Annotated in this window: 16 protein-coding genes and 1 tRNA gene; 13 read left to right on the top strand and 4 right to left on the bottom strand. The window is 56.3% G+C overall.

The features are described from left to right. Positions 1–523: 523 nt before the first annotated feature. Positions 524–2,071, top strand: a complete 1,548-nt coding sequence (locus ACR0EF_RS17965; RefSeq protein ID WP_170373386.1) for an arylsulfatase — start codon at positions 524–526, stop codon at positions 2,069–2,071. Between the two features lie 63 nt (positions 2,072–2,134). On the opposite strand, the gene ACR0EF_RS17960 is transcribed toward ACR0EF_RS17965, so the two are convergent. Beyond that, the gene (locus ACR0EF_RS17960) at positions 2,135–2,374 is read right to left on the bottom strand and encodes a hypothetical protein (RefSeq protein WP_170373385.1); all 240 of its coding nucleotides are present in this window, start codon (positions 2,372–2,374) and stop codon (positions 2,135–2,137) included. A 42-nt stretch (positions 2,375–2,416) separates the two neighbouring features. Between ACR0EF_RS17960 and ACR0EF_RS17955 the strand changes: the two genes are divergently transcribed. Then, positions 2,417–3,304, top strand: a complete 888-nt coding sequence (locus ACR0EF_RS17955) for a sulfotransferase domain-containing protein (RefSeq protein ID WP_170373384.1) — start codon at positions 2,417–2,419, stop codon at positions 3,302–3,304. 101 nt (positions 3,305–3,405) lie between these two features. Here ACR0EF_RS17955 and ACR0EF_RS17950 read toward each other — a convergent pair whose 3' ends face one another. Further along, positions 3,406–4,185 (bottom strand): MOSC domain-containing protein, encoded by a 780-nt coding sequence (locus tag ACR0EF_RS17950; protein ID WP_170373383.1) that lies wholly within the window; start codon positions 4,183–4,185, stop codon positions 3,406–3,408. Between the two features lie 397 nt (positions 4,186–4,582). Between ACR0EF_RS17950 and ACR0EF_RS17945 the strand changes: the two genes are divergently transcribed. The 11 genes from ACR0EF_RS17945 to ACR0EF_RS17895 all read left to right on the top strand — a co-directional run bounded on the left by ACR0EF_RS17945 (position 4,583) and on the right by ACR0EF_RS17895 (position 15,943). Further along, entirely contained in the window at positions 4,583–5,902 is a 1,320-nt protein-coding gene (locus ACR0EF_RS17945) for an ABC transporter substrate-binding protein (RefSeq protein WP_093965439.1), read from the top strand. Positions 5,903–5,981: 79 nt separating this feature from the next. After that, the gene (locus tag ACR0EF_RS17940) at positions 5,982–6,929 is read left to right on the top strand and encodes a carbohydrate ABC transporter permease (RefSeq protein WP_170332156.1); all 948 of its coding nucleotides are present in this window, start codon (positions 5,982–5,984) and stop codon (positions 6,927–6,929) included. Continuing rightward, positions 6,926–7,864, top strand: coding sequence for a carbohydrate ABC transporter permease (locus ACR0EF_RS17935; protein WP_010442361.1), 939 nt, complete (start codon positions 6,926–6,928; stop codon positions 7,862–7,864). The genes ACR0EF_RS17940 and ACR0EF_RS17935 overlap by 4 nt, the downstream gene beginning before the upstream one ends. Continuing rightward, complete coding sequence (locus tag ACR0EF_RS17930; protein ID WP_170343500.1) at positions 7,861–8,049, top strand: hypothetical protein; 189 nt, start codon at positions 7,861–7,863, stop codon at positions 8,047–8,049. Before ACR0EF_RS17935 ends, ACR0EF_RS17930 begins: the two co-directional genes overlap by 4 nt. 2 nt (positions 8,050–8,051) lie before the next feature. Further along, entirely contained in the window at positions 8,052–9,149 is a 1,098-nt protein-coding gene (locus ACR0EF_RS17925) for an ABC transporter ATP-binding protein (protein WP_170373382.1), read from the top strand. Then, on the top strand, positions 9,142–10,134 hold the full coding sequence (locus tag ACR0EF_RS17920; protein ID WP_170373381.1) for an ABC transporter ATP-binding protein: 993 nt from the start codon (positions 9,142–9,144) through the stop codon (positions 10,132–10,134). The genes ACR0EF_RS17925 and ACR0EF_RS17920 overlap by 8 nt, the downstream gene beginning before the upstream one ends. Before the next feature lie 10 nt (positions 10,135–10,144). Continuing rightward, complete coding sequence (locus tag ACR0EF_RS17915; protein WP_170373380.1) at positions 10,145–11,767, top strand: dihydroxyacetone kinase subunit DhaK; 1,623 nt, start codon at positions 10,145–10,147, stop codon at positions 11,765–11,767. 7 nt (positions 11,768–11,774) lie between these two features. Beyond that, positions 11,775–12,833 (top strand): LacI family DNA-binding transcriptional regulator, encoded by a 1,059-nt coding sequence (locus ACR0EF_RS17910; RefSeq protein ID WP_170343496.1) that lies wholly within the window; start codon positions 11,775–11,777, stop codon positions 12,831–12,833. Between the two features lie 26 nt (positions 12,834–12,859). Further along, complete coding sequence (locus tag ACR0EF_RS17905; RefSeq protein ID WP_170373379.1) at positions 12,860–13,915, top strand: sugar phosphate isomerase/epimerase family protein; 1,056 nt, start codon at positions 12,860–12,862, stop codon at positions 13,913–13,915. Further along, a complete protein-coding gene (locus tag ACR0EF_RS17900; RefSeq protein ID WP_170373378.1) occupies positions 13,915–15,069 on the top strand; it encodes a Gfo/Idh/MocA family protein in 1,155 nt (384 codons plus the stop codon). The genes ACR0EF_RS17905 and ACR0EF_RS17900 overlap by 1 nt, the downstream gene beginning before the upstream one ends. 496 nt (positions 15,070–15,565) lie before the next feature. After that, on the top strand, positions 15,566–15,943 hold the full coding sequence (locus ACR0EF_RS17895) for a hypothetical protein (RefSeq protein ID WP_170342917.1): 378 nt from the start codon (positions 15,566–15,568) through the stop codon (positions 15,941–15,943). 111 nt (positions 15,944–16,054) lie between these two features. Here the strand turns inward: ACR0EF_RS17895 and ACR0EF_RS17890 are convergent. Continuing rightward, positions 16,055–16,131: transfer RNA gene (locus ACR0EF_RS17890), tRNA-Arg, on the bottom strand. A gap of 64 nt (positions 16,132–16,195) precedes the next feature. Next, entirely contained in the window at positions 16,196–17,578 is a 1,383-nt protein-coding gene (locus ACR0EF_RS17885) for a sensor histidine kinase (protein WP_254429446.1), read from the bottom strand. Between the last annotated feature and the right edge of the window lie 9 nt (positions 17,579–17,587).

Here is a 17,587-nt window from a genome sequence, read left to right as displayed (position 1 = left end):
CGCAGCAGGTTTGGGCGTTCCGACGGCAAGGGGGCGGAGGCACGCAGGTCGCGATGCTGCGGTTGTCAAGGAATCCAAACACCCATGTTCCGAAGCCGGCGATAGGCTAAAGGATAGACGGCAGCAGCACCGACGGCCGGGTTGATCAACGGTGCGCGGCGCTTTTCGGTCGCCAACGCACGGGATCGAATGTGCCGGAACGACCGACAGGCTTACTGAACACACACCCAAAAAACGTTCAGCGGGTGCCTTCTTTGCGCCAAAAGAAGAAGAAGAAGAAGTGCCCCAAAAACCGCATTGGCGTGGCTCCGAGGTTCGACAAAACTCGTCTTGATCAACCATGCCTTGAAGCGCGGAGAAAAGTCTCGGTCGGCTCGTAAATCAAAGCCATCAACGTCGATTGGGTCTCTTGGATCACTTGCGCGTTTCCGCCCGAAATCCTGAAAACCGCAAGTGCCCCGACAAAACCGGCAAATTTGTGGTAGGTTACTCGGTATTAACAAGAAATTTTGGGAGGACGAAAATGAAATACAAAACAAGATCAACGATAATGGCGGCCTTATTTGCTGCAGCTGCCACAGCCGTTTCCGCACAAGATGATCCCCCTATGAACTTCCTGATTATTTGGGGAGATGATATTGGATTCTGGAATATCAGTGCCTACAACCATGGCATGATGGGGTATCAGACACCCAACATCGACCGCATAGCCAAAGAAGGCGCGTTATTTACTGATTGGTACGGAGAGCAGTCCTGCACCGCAGGACGAGCAGCCTTTATCACGGGACAATCTCCCATCCGCACGGGTTTGACCAAGGTCGGCCTACCCGGCGCGCCCGAGGGCATGCCCGTCGAAGACCCAACCATCGCCGGGCTGCTCAAAAACCATGGTTACATGACTGGCCAGTTCGGCAAAAACCATTTGGGTGACCGTGACGAGCACCTACCCACAAACCATGGTTTCGATGAATTTTTCGGAAACCTTTACCATCTCAACGCAGAAGAAGAGCCCGAAAACCCTGACTACCCCAAGGATGAAGCCTTCAGGGAAAACTTCGGCCCGCGCGGGGTGATCAAGTCGACCGCTGATGGCTCGATCGAGGATACCGGGCCGCTTACGAAAAAGCGCATGGAAACCGTTGACGAAGAAGTCACGGCCAGCGCGTTGGATTTCATGGATAGAGCCGTTGAACAGGACAAACCTTTCTTCCTTTGGTGGAACTCCACCCGCATGCACATATTCACGCATTTGAAGGAAGAGTCCGAGGGAGTGACGGGACTTGGAGTTTATCCCGACGGCATGGTCGAGCATGATGGGCATGTCGGTGTACTGCTTGATAAACTTGATGAGCTCGGAATCGCCGACAACACCGTCGTAATGTATTCAACCGACAACGGAGCGGAGACGTTCACGTGGCCGGATGGCGGTACGACACCCTTCCGCGGTGAGAAGAACACGCAATGGGAAGGTGGCTATCGTGTCCCGACGGTCATCAAGTGGCCGGGCGTCATCGAGCCGGGATCGAAGGTCAATGGCGTAGTATCGCATACGGATATGTTGCCTACCATTCTGGCTGCGGTCGGTGAGCCAGACATCAAAGAAAAGTTGCTCGATGGTGGCGTTGAAGCGATCGGTCGCCAATACAAGGCCCATCTTGACGGCTACAATCTTCTGCCGTCGCTCTCAGGTGAAACGGATGAGTGGCCGCGCAGCGAGTTCATCTATTGGACCGATGATGGCAGCGTCGCCGCCTTGCGATACGAACAGTACAAGGTGACATTCCTGAAGCAGAATGCGCATGGGCTTGATGTATGGCTCTCGCCGTTTGAAGTCTTGCGTGCACCGATGCTGGCAAACCTCCGCAGCGATCCGTTCGAGCGAGCCGAGGAAGAGAACGCTATGGGATACCAGCGCTGGTTCCTCGAGCATATGTTCGCGATAGCTCCGGCCTCCGCCTTCGTTGGGCAATGGCTACAAAGCTTCGAGGAATTTCCGCCAAGGCAAAAACCCGGCAGCTTCAACCTCGACAACGTCATGGAGGAACTCACAAGCCGTGCCGGGAACCAATAGCACCAACGGGACGCCGTGAGCTGTGTTCGCCAGTCTGAATTCAAAGACAACTGTTTGTCGAATTCAGACTGGCAAATCATCCCCTTGGACTGAAGACCAGCGCAGTCCAAGGGAAAGGATGAACGGCGGCTTGGTTCCGTTTTGCGGGCATTGCGCGCTGCTTGCTGGACAGAACCCTGAGCGGTCTTTGGAAAAACGTTTAGGTGCTGCTCCGCTCTCATTCTGTTGCCGGCCTGACTCAACAAGGCAGCAACTGGCTTTTTGGGCTTTCTGCCATGAGAACCAGTCGCCTTTCACTTTCATTCCACTTTTCCTGAACCAATTCGCGCGGAGGAGTTTTCAGACGTGAAAAACCGAAAGCTCTACCTTGGCCCCCTGACCGACAATAGACGCTGGGATATGGTTCGCATCCGCCCCGATGATGTGTTCGTAGTGACACCTCCGAAATGCGGCACGACCTGGATGCAAACCATCGTATCGCTGTTGTTTTCTGGTGATCCAGAAGTTGAAACGGAGTTGTCCGTGAAGATGCCGTGGGTAGACATCCGAATCCGAGAAATGCCTGAAGTCGCAGAGCGGCTCGAAGCCATGCAGCATCGACGCAGCATGAAAAGCCACACACCGATGGATGGGTTACCTCTGGATGATCAAGCACAGTACATCTGTGTTTTTCGTCATCCCCTCGATGCGCATTTCTCGTATCGCAAACACGTCAGAAACATTCCAATGACCTGGTTTGACACCTGGTATCCCGAGAACGATGAAGAAGGTATCACATTCCGTCGCTTTCTGGACGGCGGGGCGGAAGGGTTCGATACCGATGCGATGCCACTGGCCCATATCATTCGGCATTACAAAGCCGCTGCGGCGCTTTCCGACCGGCCGAACGTATCGCTTTTTCACTACGCAGACATGACCCGGGACTTGAGAGGAACGTTCTTCAGGCTGGCTGACATCTTGGGCACGACCCATTCAGAGGCAGTCATGGATCAATTGGTTCAAGCTGCGACCTTCGACAATATGAAGGACAAAGCAGAACGCTATGCCCCCTCAGGTGGCAAAGGGTTCTTCAAGTCGGATGCCGAGTTTTTCCACAGCGGAACGAGCGGCAAATGGCACGGGAAACTGACGGCGGAAGAACTGGCAAGCTACGACGCGATGATGGATGCACACCTGGATCCCGAAGACCGAGACTGGTTGGAATATGGCTCTCAGGGGAGCTTCGCTGCGTAGACATCGCCACCCCGGGCGAACCAGCAAAAACCGAAGATCTTTTTCACGATTGAATATGGAACAGGGGTTTCCCGAGGTCGCCAATCTGAGGGGGGCGGCATTCAGGCAAGCATTTCCCCGGGTTGGCCGACACTTAGGGTTCCGCCTTTGGTCACCTCGACATAGACTCCCATATCCATGTGCCCCATCAGCTTCCTAATAAGATAGGGTATTTTCAAGTCACGCTCGGCCGTATCCGGGTTCACTTCAGTGGCCGCACATCTTTTCGTACGCGATAGTATCTTCAACTCAACATCGCCAAATCTCAGAACTGATCCAACTGCATCCAACTCGGAAAACGAAGGCAAGCCGTCTATCTCGATGTTCGCGCGGAACCGCGCTGGCTGGATCTCTGCATTCAGTTTTTCACCCAACTCTCTCACCGATGCGCGATTAAGAACGGATATCGCGTTCATCATCTTTGGGGAGACGACGGACACATCCGTAAACCGATGAGGAGCAGACGAGACGAATACCGGCAGTTCGGGATCTTTCAAGCCGATTTCTGAAGACAGGAAACTTGCTGCATTCATCCGGTCTTCTGGTGTTCGCATATTGAAGCTTTGTGTTTTGCCGTTCGCTTTGATCTCAAGATCTTGGGTCTCAAAATCAAAGCTTGTCTCAACGCCTGCCAGCGCGGCCTCATTCAACAAAACAACAAAGCGATCTTTCGGCAGTGGCTGAGGGTTCTGTGCGTCGAATCCGGAGTTGTAGCGCGCAAATCCGAACAGGCGATCACCCGGGATCCCCTCCCCTGCCCGCAGCGTCACGGTTTGCATCGGCTCGGCACTCAAGCCTTTGATTGGGTACCGGTTCAATCTGACGATAGAGAGCGTATTCATACGTCTGCCCCTGACCATACAAGTCATGCACGATCCAGAGTGGCCCGTGCGGTTTGACGCTATCTCCAATCCTCAAAGGTATCGACCGAATAATCCGCTAGGGCTTCACAAGCGGGTTCCAAAATCCGGTGGCCGCTTGATGGCCGTGATTGTGAGCTGGGCCACTTTTGGAGGGTGCGGCCCTTAAATGCCTCACTGCTGAAAATACATGCACACCGACCAAATGGAATAAAATTACATTACATCAGTGATTTAAAGGAGCACCAATCGTCAACCACCGTCCGCTTGAGGTACGAACCTCAAAAATATCTAGACTTGATGTGCGTACCTCAAATAGCCTTGGAGGTATGCCGCGATTCGCACATCCTCGATTGACGGCGAAAAAAGGGAGGAATGGATGACTTACACAAAACTGGCCTCGGCCAGCGCAATAGTCCTTGCCGCTACTACTCTTTCCACCAAGGCGAATGCTGAAGATCTGACGCTTTGTTGGGCTGCATGGGACCCGGCCAACGCGCTTGTCGAGCTTTCAAAGGAATTCGAAGCCGAATCCGGTCACACGATGAACTTCGAGTTTGTTCCCTGGCCGAATTTTGCGGATCGGATGCTGAACGAGCTGAACTCTGGGGGCAAGCTCTGCGACTTGTTGATCGGCGACAGCCAGTGGATCGGCGGGGGCGCTGAGAATGGCCACTACGTGAAACTGAACGACTTCTTCGATGCTGAAGGCATCAGCATGGACGATTTCGCGCCGGCCACCGTCTATGCATACTCGACCTGGCCCAAGGGCACGCCGAACTACTATGCGCTGCCAGCGATGGGCGATGCGAATGGCTGGTTCTACCGCAAGGACTGGTTCGAAAACCCCGATATCCAAGCCGCTTACAAAGAGGCGACGGGTCAGGATCTTCGCGAGCCTCAATCGCAAAAAGAACTCCTGCAGATCGCGCAGTTCTTCCAAGGTCGTGAGATCGACGGCAAGACTGTCTATGGCGCAGCCATCTTTACCGAGCGCGGCTCGGAAGGGATCACCATGGGTGTGACCGGAGCGCTGTATCCTTGGGGCTTCAAATACGAAAACACGCCGGGTTCCTATGACATGGAAGGCGCCGTGAACTCGCCCGAAGCGGTTGAAGCTCTGGAATTCTACAAGGAATTCTACGAAACGGCGACGCCTCCGGGATATACCAACTCTTACATGGGTGAGAGTCTGGACGCCTTTAAGTCCGGTCAGGTCGCCATGGCGATGAACTGGTTTGCGTTCTTCCCGGGTCTCTACGCCGATCCCAATACCGGCGGCGACAAGATCGACTTCTTTGTGAACCCACCACAAAATCAGGCAGGTTCGACACTGGGCGGACAAGGTATCTCTGTTGTCAGCTACTCTGACAAACAGGACGCCGCACTTGAGTACATCAAGTGGTTTGCACAACCGGACGTTCAGGCCAAATGGTGGGAGCTCGGCGGCTACTCGGCACATAACTCCGTACTGGAAGATCCGGGTTTTGTTGACAGCCAGCCGTTTGCCGGTGACTTCCTGGAAGCGATGGCCGGGGTGCAGGATTTCTGGCAGGAGCCTGCTTATGCGGAACTGCTGCTGGCGATGCAGAAGCGAATCCACGACTACGTGGTTGCGGACCAGGGCACCGCTCAAGAAGCGCTTGACCTTCTGATCCAAGACTGGACCGAAGTCTTCGAAGACGAAGGCAAGCTGTAGTCCGGACACAGGCAGGAGCGGGTGCAATCCCGCTCCACCTTCACCCGTGAGTCCTAAACCAACAAGAGCTGGCAAAGAGATGTCTGACAGGACCGTAGATCGCGTTGCGCAGGCAACGCCCGAGCGAGTTGCGCGAAAAATCCGAGGATTATCCGACCGCGCGATCGCCTGGATTTTCATCTCCCCAACGATTTTTCTATTGCTGGCGATCAACATCTTTCCGTTGATCTGGACCATCCAGCTGAGCTTTACCAACTACAAGGCCAACCGGATCGGGCGCGAAGTCAAAGACGTCGGACTCAGGAACTACGAGCGTATCCTGACGGACTCGGATACCTGGCTGAATATGCAGGCAACAGCGCATTTCCTGTTCTGGACAATCTTTTTCCAGGTCCTGATCGGGTTCACGCTGGCGTGGTTGATCAACAAGAAATTCAAGGGCAACGATCTTTGGACCACGATCATCGTGCTGCCGATGATGCTGTCCCCGGCCGTCGTCGGGAATTTCTGGAAGTTCCTGTATCAGCCTCAAATCGGCCTGTTCAACTACATCGTGTCCTGGTTCACCGGCAAGGACCCCTCAAGCTTTGAAATGCTGGGGTCGGTCACTTTGGCCCCTTGGGCGATCGTGATCGTTGACACCTGGATGTGGACCCCCTTCGTGATGCTGATCTGTCTGGCCGGGCTGCGCAGCATCCCCGACTACATCTACGAGGCGGCTGAGATCGACCGGGCCAGCAAGCTGCGGCAGTTCTTTACGATTACCATTCCGATGGTGCTGCCGTTCCTGATGCTCGCTGTGCTGTTTCGAGGGATCGAGAACTTCAAGATGTTCGACCTGGTTGTTCAGCTGACCGGCGGTGGACCGGGATCTGTAACGGAACTCACCTCAATCAATCTCAAGCGAGAGGCGTTTGAGAAGTGGCGGACGGGCTACGCCTCGGCCTATGCGATCATCTTGTTCGTCACCGTGTTCGGCCTTGCGTCGATCTACGTCAAAGCCCTGAACAAGGTGAAACAGAGATGAGCAGTTTTTCCGTCACTGAACCTTCGAACCGGTCCAAATGGATCGCAGGCTTCCTGGTCATCACTTATGCGCTGATCACGATGATCCCGCTGGTTTGGATCTTACTGACCGGGTTCAAATCCCCCGCCGACGCGATCAGCTACCCGCCCAAAGTGGTCTTTGACCCAACGCTCGAAGGTTACGTCAATCTTTTCACCACGCGCACCAGGCAGACACAGGAGTTTCTGGAAGCCAACCCGCCGCAGAACTGGGCCGATGAGATCGTCCGCCAATACGACATGGTGATCGTTGGGCCCTCCAAGTTCGGCGAGCGCTTCATGAATTCGGTCATCATCGGATTTGGCTCGACGTTCTTGAGTATCTTCCTCGGCACGCTGGCTGCCTATGCGTTCAGCCGATTTAAGGTCCCGCTCAAGGACGACCTTCTGTTCTTCATCCTGAGTACAAGGATGATGCCTCCGGTCGCTGTCGCCATCCCGATCTTCCTGATGTTCAGAAACCTTGGGCTGAGCGATACGCATCTGGGAATGATCCTGCTCTATACAGGGGTAAATATCTCTCTGGCGGTTTGGTTGCTGAAAGGGTTCATCGACGAAATCCCAAGAGAGTACGAGGAAGCCGCCCTTATCGATGGCTACACGAGGTTTCAGGCTTTCTACAAAGTGGTGTTGCCGCAAGCCGCTACCGGAATTGCGTCAACTGCGATCTTCTGCCTGATCTTCGCTTGGAATGAGTACGCGTTTGCCGTGCTACTGACATCCGCAAACGCGCAAACTGCACCACCGTTCATCCCGACCATCATCGGTATTGGCGGCCTGGACTGGCCTGCCGTTGCGGCCGGCGCGACGATCTTCCTGATCCCGGTCATGATTTTCACCATCCTGATGCGCAAACACTTGCTGCGCGGGATTACATTCGGAGCCGTACGCAAATGAGCGAGTTTCTTTCCGGATTGGTGCGGCTCCGCCGCGGTCCATGGGAGATGGTCGCAACCATCCTCATCGCACTGGGTGTCTTCATGCTGATGCAGCCCTTTGTCCTTTGGGCCTTCACTTACTCTTTCATCGTCACGCTGATCGGAACCGTCATGTTCATCATCGTCAGCCATTTCCCGGAGTAGAAATGGCCCAGATCGTAGTCAAAAACGTAAAGAAGATGTTCGGCGACTTCACGGCTGTCCGCGAAAGTTCGTTCACGATTGAAGACGGCGAGTTTTTCATGCTGCTGGGCCCCTCCGGTTGCGGGAAAACGACGACGCTGCGGATGATCGCGGGATTGGAGCTTCCAACGTCGGGCGAAATCTATCTGGACGGCGAAGAGATCAGCCAGCGGCCGCCATCAGAGCGGGACATTGCCTTCGTGTTCCAGATGTTCGCGCTGTATCCCCACATGAACGTGCGCAAGAACATCAGCTATCCGCTTATTTCGCAGGGCATGCCGCGCGCTGCTGTCAAAGCCAAAGTCGAAGAAGTCGCGGGAATTCTGGGGATAAACGACATCCTCGACAGCCCGGTGGGTGGGCTTTCAGGTGGCGACAGGCAACGCGTGGCGCTGGGTCGCGCAATTGTTCGCGAGCCCAAGGCATTCATGATGGACGAACCTCTTGGCGCTTTGGATGCCGAATTTCGTGAGCACATGGCCGAAGAATTGCGCGCGCTCCACGATCGCATGGGCGCAACCACTGTTTACGTCACACATGACCAACTGGAAGCCATGCAAATGGGCGACAAAATCGTTGTGATGAACAACGCTGTAATTGAGCAATTCGGCACGCCTCAGGAAATCTACGACAAACCGGCCACAATGTTCGTTGCGGATTTTATCGGATCGCCTTCGATGAACTTCCTGCCGTTTCAGGGAACGGTCGCGCCTGGCTCGGAAATGGTACGGCTGAATGGCCATGACGAAGCCGTGCCCAAACTGATGGAAGGTGCGGAAGGTGACTTGGTTTTCGGCGTTCGACCCGAGCATGTTTTTCTGTCAGATGCCAGCGCCTACCGTGCCAAGGTGCTGGCCGCAGAATATCTTGGAACCACCCAGATCGTGACGCTGCAAAGCCCGAACGGAGAGCTGAAAGCCCGGATTGATGCCCGCGAAACCGTCAATCCCGGCGAGACGGTCGGATTGGAATTCCGCTCATCCGCAGTAACCCTTTTCGAAAAATCTACCGGACGCGCGTTGAGGTCCGCACTGAACGACGAGGTACTGAGCAATGGCTGAAGTCGTTCTGGAAAACATTTCGAAGTCATTCGGCGACATCAAAGCGGTGGATGATATCTCAATGACGATCCCCAACGGAGCCTTTGTGGTGTTGTTGGGTCCGACGGGTGCGGGAAAAACAACGACGCTGAGATTGATATCCGGGCTCGAGAAACTGGATTCAGGCACAGTTCGCATTGCCGGGCGCGACGTCGGGATGGATACACCCGCCCAGCGCGACGTGGCGATGGTTTTCCAGCAATACTCGCTGTACCCGCATATGACAGTGCGTGAAAACCTGTCTTTCCCTCTGCGGTCGCCGATCCTGAAGACGCCAGAGGATGAGATCGCGAGGAAGGTCACCGAAGTGTCGGAGATCCTGCAGATCCCGCACAAGCTGGATAACAAAGCCACCGAACTGTCTGGCGGCGAAATGCAGCGTGTCTCGATCGGACGGGCGCTGGTGCGTGACCCCCAGATCTTCCTGATGGACGAACCGCTCAGCTCTTTGGACGCCAAGCTTCGGGCGGATTTGCGGGTCGAGTTGAAGAGAATTCAGGCCGACCTGGGATCAACCTTGCTTTATGTGACCCATGATCAGGTGGAAGCCATGACAATGGCCACGCATATCGGCGTTTTGGAAAACGGCAGGCTGGTTCAGTACGGTACCCCTCGCGATATCTATGAAAACCCCGGCAGCGTTTACGTGGCCAGCAGGTTGGGTCTGCCACGGATCAACATCCTGCCGTCCGAGTTGTTCGGAGGCGACCACAAGGGTCCGCAGATTGGGCTTCGCCCGGAAAACATCGTTGAAGGTGAAGGCAGTGAGGCGCGCGTGATACGCGCCGAGCATCTGGGCGATCAAACACGGCTGCACCTGGACCTAAACGGTCACCCGGTCGTGACGTTGATAGATGTCCACCAGGACTATCCATCTGGAAAAATTATTAAAATCCGCCCCCACAACCCATTGTATTTTGACGCGTCCGGCGCGCGGGTGAATTAAGGAGCAAAGCATGGCCCAGTTCCTCAACACAAAAGAAACTCTGGTAACAGATGCCATAGACGGACTACTGGCCTCCTCTGGAGGGAGGCTTACCCGGCTGGACGGCTACCCGCATATCAAAGTTGTCTACAGGTCGGATTGGGACAAGTCGAAGGTGGCGTTGGTGTCCGGTGGAGGGTCAGGTCACGAACCCGCCCATGCGGGCTTTGTTGGCGCCGGTATGCTGACGGCCGCAGTCTGCGGCGAAGTGTTTGCGTCCCCGTCTGTCGAGGCGGTTCTGGCGGGCATTCTTGCAGTCACGGGTGAGGCTGGGTGCTTGCTGATCGTCAAGAATTATACCGGTGACCGGCTGAACTTTGGGCTGGCCGCTGAACGCGCCCGTGCATTGGGTCGCAAGGTTGAGATGGTGGTCGTCGACGACGACATCGCCCTGCCCGACCTGCCGCAACCACGTGGCGTGGCAGGCACGTTGTTCGTGCACAAAATCGCCGGAGCGCTTGCGGAAAACGGTGCTGACCTGGACACCGTTGCCAAAGCAGCCAGTAGCACCATCGAAAAAGTTGTCAGCATCGGTATGAGCCTGGACACCTGTACCGTTCCGGGATCTCCGAAAGAAGACAGGATCGCACCCGGCAAGGCGGAACTTGGCTTGGGCATCCATGGCGAGCCGGGTGTGCAGCAAGTCGAGTTCTCAAATGCCGTCTCGGCCATGTCCACAGTGGTGGAGAAACTGAGGCAACGGCTTGGGGCTGGGGAATGTGTGGCGTTGGTCAACAATCTCGGCTCAACGACTCCGCTGGAAATGGCTGTCCTAACACACGCCTTGTCCGAGACCGGTATAGCCCACCATATCATCGGCCCGGCCCCCATGATGACATCGCTGGATATGCACGGGTTTTCTGTTTCCATTCTCCCCGTGGATCAGGCCGATTTGTCAGCTCTTGAAGCACCTGTTGATCTGGCCGCGTGGCCCAGGGTCAATTCCATCGACCCGATCAAAGTGGCACCATTGCCTGACGGCCTGACGCCGATCGATCCAATTCCTTCGAACAATCCCACCACAAGGGAAACGATCTCGCGCTTGTCTGAACTCCTCATCAACGCTGAGAAGAACCTGAACGAACTGGACGCGAAATCCGGTGATGGCGATACAGGAAGCACATTGGCGACGGCCGCAAGAGCGCTGCAAGGCAGCCTGGACCGCATGCCGCTCGCTGATTTGACTCAGCTGTTTCCGGCGTTGGGCAATGAATTGAGCCAGACTATGGGTGGCTCCTCCGGCGTGATACTTGCAATTTTCTTCAACGCAGCTGGTGACGCATGTGCCAATGGGGCAACCGTAGCCAAATCCCTGGAAGAAGGCCTGAAACGCGTCAGCCAAGTTGGAGGCGCCAAGGTCGGCGACAGAACTATGATTGACGCCTTGGCACCCGCGCTTGCCGCTCTCCCATCGGGGTTGACCCATGCCGCACATGCCGCCCGCGAAGGTGCAAACAATACAGCCAAAATTCGCCGTGCGAAGGCGGGCCGAGCAGCCTATGTTCCCGAAGAAAACCTAGTTGGACATAACGATCCCGGCGCTGAGGCCGTTGCCTTGTTATTCGAGGGCTTGGCTCGGGAGCTTGAGGGCTGAAGAACACGTGGCAGACCAAAAACAAAAACTAGAATTGGTGAAGAAGCCAACCGTCAATGACATCGCGCGGGTTGCGGGCGTCAGTCTTGCGACTGTGGACCGGGTCTTGAACAGGCGCCCCGGCGTGCGCGCAGTAACCGTTCAGAAAGTACAAAAGGCAATTGATGAACTGGGGTATGTGCGCGACACCGCCGCGGCCAACCTCGCACGAAACCGGGTTTACAATTTCCTTTTTGTTTTGCCGGACACCGACAATGAATTTGTGGAAGCGATCAGCAACCAGATCGCAGAGCAATCCCGTGACCAGTTTATCGAGCGGACACGCATTACGATCAAAAGGGTCGCTCCGTTTGAACCGCAGGATATCGTCAACATTCTGGATGCTGTCGATAGTTTGGATGTTGATGGAGTTGCCGTTTTCGGACCCGAAACGCCTTCTGTTCGCGATGCCGTGAGACGGCTCAAGGACAAAGGGGTTCCGGTGGTTGCCTTGGTGTCTGACCTGCCGAGTTCCGAGCGAGACCACTTTGTAGGAATTGACAACGTTTCCGCAGGACGAACCGCCGGTCAATTGATGGGGCGTTTCGTGCATCGGGAAGGCAAGGTCCTGGTTCTGACTGGCTCTCGTTTGGCACGTGACCACCTAGAGCGTCGCCAGGGCTTTGATCTTGTTGTGGCCGAGGAGTTTCCGCATCTCGAGGTCGTGGCGTCTGTTGAGGGCCGGGATGACCCGGATCTGATTTACAAGATGATGCCCGAGATCTTCGAAACCTATCCGGATCTGGTCGGAATATACTCGTCAGCAGCGGGCAATGCCGGCCTTATTCAATTCCTTTCGGAAAACAAGCTCAGCAAGGATTTGGTGATCATAGCGCATGAGCTGACTCCGCTTAGTCGAGAGGCTCTGAGGCTTGGCACGTTTGACGCTCTGATCTCGCAAGACACCGGGCACATTGTTCGTTCAGCCGTCCGCCTTCTGCGTGCGACTTCGGACAAAGTCCCATTCAACAAAGCGCAGGAACGTATCCGTATCGACATCTATCTGAGGGAAAATTTACCGCCATAGCGGCTTAGGTTTTGGGGAGGAAACTTATGAAAACGATCAAAGGTCCAGCATTGTTTCTTGCACAATTCGCAGGGGACGAAGCACCGTTCAATTCGTGGGACGCGATTACCAAATGGGCGGCTGACTGTGGATACAAGGGCGTCCAGGTTCCCAGTTGGGATGGCCGGTTGTTCGACCTTGAACAGGCCGCGTCCAGCACCGATTACTGCGATGACTTCAAAGGCAAAGCCAGGGAAAATGGCGTCGAAGTCACTGAACTGTCAACGCACCTTCAGGGTCAGCTTGTGGCCGTTCACCCGGCCTATGACAGCGCCTTTGATGGCTTTGCCGCCGAGAGAGTCAGAGGAAACCCGAAAGCCCGGCAAGAATGGGCCGTAGACCAGGTCAAAAAAGCATTGTCCGCTTCGAAGAACCTGGGCATTTCGGCGCATGCGACATTCTCGGGCGCGTTGGCGTGGCCCTACGTCTATCCCTGGCCGCAGCGCCCTGCCGGCTTGATTGAGACGGCATTTGATGAACTCGCCCGCCGCTGGGGGCCAATCCTTGATCACGCCGAGGAATGCGGCGTTGATGTCTGCTATGAAATTCACCCCGGAGAGGACCTCCACGACGGCGTGACCTACGAGATGTTCCTCGAACGGACAGGCAATCACCCACGGGCCTGCATGTTGTACGACCCCTCGCACTACGTACTGCAATGCCTCGACTATCTGGACAATATCGACATCTACAAGGATCGGATCCGGATGTTCCATGTCAAAGATGCCGAGTTCAACCCGACCGGGCGGCAAGGGGTTTATTCAGGATACCAAAGCTGGGTGGATCGTGCCGGCCGGTTCCGGTCACTTGGTGATGGCCAGGTGGATTTCGGGGCAGTCTTCTCAAAAATGGCGGCGAACGACTTTGATGGCTGGGCTGTGGTCGAATGGGAATGCTGTCTCAAACACCCCGAGGATGGAGCGCGTGAGGGCGCTCAGTTTGTGTCGGATCACATCATCCGTGTGACCGAGAAAGCCTTTGATGATTTCGCGGACGGTGGCACTGACGAAGCCGCCAATCGCAAAATGCTGGGGATCGAATAATGGTTACTGGACGCAGTGAAGAAGCCTCGGGTCGCATTCGGCTTGGCATGGTCGGCGGCGGAAATGACGCCTTCATAGGCGGCGTTCATCGCATAGCGGCGCGATTGGATGACAGGTTCGAACTGGTTGCCGGCGCTTTGTCTTCGACGCCCGAAAAATCCATTGAAAGCGGCCGGGCATTGGGTCTCGAACGGGTCTATGAAGACTTCAAACAAATGGCGATCCGGGAAGCCCGGCTCAAATCCGGGATCGAGGCGGTCTCAATCGTCACGCCAAATCACGTCCACTATGCCGCCGCGCGTGAATTCCTGAAACGTGGGATTCACGTCATTTGTGACAAGCCACTCACCTCGACCCTTGCCGATGCAAAAAAACTGGTCAAAGCGGCGGAAAGCGCGAATGCCCTGTTCATACTGACCCACAACTACACGGGCTACCCAATGGTTCGGCAGGCGCGTGAAATGGTTGCCAACGGCGATATTGGCAAAATCCGCGTCGTCCAGGTTGAATACCCGCAGGACTGGCTGACCGAGCAGCAGGATTTCAAACAGGCGGAGTGGCGAACCGATCCCGAACGCTCCGGCGCGGGCGGATCAACCGGTGACATCGGAACCCATGCCTACAACCTCGCTTGTTTTGTGACCGGGCTGAGGGCGGAAAGCCTTGCGGCGGATCTGCAAGCTTTCGTGCCGGGGCGCCAAGTCGATGACAACGCACATGTCTTGCTTCGCTTCGAAGGCGGAGCACGGGGTATGCTGTGGTCCTCTCAGGTGGCTCCCGGCAACGAAAACGCACTTCGGTTGCGGGTCTACGGCGAAAAAGGTGGGCTGGAGTGGGCTCAGGAAGACCCGAACTATCTCTGGTTCACGCCCTACAACGAACCAAAGCGTCTGATCACCCGCAATGGCGCTGGAGCTGGTGACGCTGCCAATCGCTTGAGCAGAGTTCCTCAGGGCCATCCCGAAGGATATCTTGAAGGGTTCGCCAATATTTACGGAGAGGCTGCTGAGGCGATCCAGGCTTTCCGAAATGGGATTTCACCTGAGGCGTCCGTTGTTTACCCAACCGTGCACGACGGGCTAGACGGCGTCAAATTTGTAGCCGCTTGTGTGCAAAGCTCGTCCAGAAACGCGGCTTGGGTCAAGTTGGAGTAAGTCTGGCTGTGGGCATAGGGTAGGCACCGGATACTGAGCCAGCCAACCCTTCCCTGCCCCTCGGCTCGTCCAACCACCAGTTCGCCGCAGTATAGGAACTCTGTGGCCGCCAAAACCACAGCCCGCCGGCGAAGCAATCCTCCGCCGCATCGTCCACCAATGGCCGCTCTACGGACGAAGCCGCCAACGCGGCCAGCAAGTACAAATGGCCCGAACCGGCCCACAACGGAACCATCGGCAAGAGCGTCAATCCAGCACATCGGCTCAAAGATATCGGCAACCGCTTTCAGAAAGATCGCCGCAACGGAAGGCGATCAAGGCAAAACTGGATGGGTACGAATAGCCTCCAACCATCACGTATCCGCTGCCGGATTTTGAGGTCTCGGTTTGCGCCTCCAGGCCAAACAACCGAGCGCGCAAGCCCCCTCGATTTGACGACCCTGTATTTTTTCTGATAGACAGCGCGCCCTTTCCCAAAAAATAGGAGGACCTGCAGATGTGGGTAGCATTCTCGACGCCCGAGGGTTCGGGCTTTTTCTCAGCCGTTGCCAAGGATGAGGACGGCAACACCAGCGGGCCGCACATGGGATCCCGCGTCTGCCTGCGGTTTCGCCGCGCACAGGACGCCGAATTGCTGCGCGACTATGGCATGGACGGTCAGGTGATCGAAACACCGGGCGGCGATTACCGTTACCGGGCATTCATACCGCGCAACCACCTCGTGACCGTGCTAATGAACTTGGGCAACCACATGTCTTACCCCAATTTCAAGGCCAGCATCCCAAAAGATGATGTGGCGTTCGAACGCGCCTGCCACGAGGTTTGGGCGGCATTCGGCGAACTACAGGAAGGCGGACCATATGGAATGGGGTGAAACACCCCATTAAACCCAGCGCGGTTGCCTCGAAGTTGTCTTGAGACAGAACACCTCGGATTCACCACATGGGCCATACTGACGAAAACACTGTTTTTCGGGAGTTACCAGTGGCGGACCGAGGAGGATTCGAACCCCCGACCCCTTGATTCGTAGTCAAGTACTCTATCCAGCTGAGCTATCGGTCCGCGTTGGTGAGGCGGTATTTAGACCCGGCGTTCGGGACGTGCAACCCGATTCTTCAAAAATAATTCAAAAACCCATCTCCCCCCGTGGGAGCCTTATTTCAAAGACCGTGCCCTCCGGGCCGGTGCTGGTCAGCACCAATTCTCCCCCGTGGCCGCGCACCAGTTCCTGCGAAATCGCCAGACCCAGGCCCGAGCCACCTTTGCGCACACCACCCTGAAACGGCGTGAACAGATTCTCCTGCGCTCGTGGCGGCAAACCGGGGCCGGTATCCCGAACCTCGATGACCCATGCGTCCTGATCTTCGGAGGCCGAGATCGTGATTTTTCCTGGTTGGCCGGATGTCATCAGTGCTTGGCGTGCGTTGCGCACAAGGTTCATGATGACCCGGAACATCTGTTCCGGATCGGCCCGAACAACCAGATCGTCCGGAACGTCGTTGGCAATTTCGATACAGCCACCGTCTACGGCCAGAGCCTCGCTGGACGCTACGTCGGCCGCGATATCGCGCAACCGCACCATGGTCAGGGTGGGCGCGGGCTCTTCGGCCCGCCCGAAGGCCAGCGTACTTTCGCACAGGGATACCGCCCGGGTGATCGAGTTGACCAGCTTGGGCGCCATCCGTCGGACCAGCGGGTCGTCGCTGGCCTCGATCCGGTCAGTGAACAGCTGGGCCGAGGTCAGGATGTTGCGCAGATCGTGGCTGACCTTGGCCACCGCGCCACCCAATTGTGCCAGCCTCTCGCGCTGTTTCAGGGCCTGGGTCAGGTCGGTCTGCAGCATCTGCAGGGCTTCTTCAGCCTCGCGCAGTTCGGTCACCTTGGATTGGGGCGAGATGATGCCGCGCGCATCCTCGGGTGCACGGGCGTAACGCTGCATGTAGCCCACTACGCTTTTGATCGGGCGCACCAGAACCACCCGCACCGCGAGGAACAGGAAAAACGCCGTGATGATCGAGATGACAAAGGACAGGCCGAGGATGCGCAGGCCATAGTCGATCATCGCCATACGCAGGGGCGCGCTGTCCATGGTGACTTCTATAAGCAGACCCGCATCCCGCACAGGCTGCCCGATGACGCGAATGACCTGGTTCTCGGGCGTAAAGAAACGGATCATCGCGTCCCGAATGAGAACCCAAGGCCCGGCGCCCCTCAGATCATAGGTCTTGGCGACCTGGTCTGGGATAGGGGAAGACAGCATCAGCTGGCGAACCTCGTCCCGGCGCAGCACCACGTTGTAGACCCCGGCATTGGCCAAAAGCTCGGCCTCCAGCTCGTCGGCCAGCATGTCGTCGGCCAGCAGCGCCAGCGAGGCGATCTGGGCGCGTTCCAGCCGGTTCAGAAGAAAATCCTCGCGGAAGCGCGCGATCGACGGCACGAAGATCAGTACCTCGGCCAACATCACGAAGACCGTCGTCAAGATCAGGAAACGACCCGACAGCGAGTTCAAGTGGCGCTC

The sequence above is a fragment of the Ruegeria sp. CG8 genome (assembly GCF_056537165.1).
Note: the sequence above shows the minus strand (reverse complement) of the source record. Positions and strands in the feature narration are given on the sequence as shown.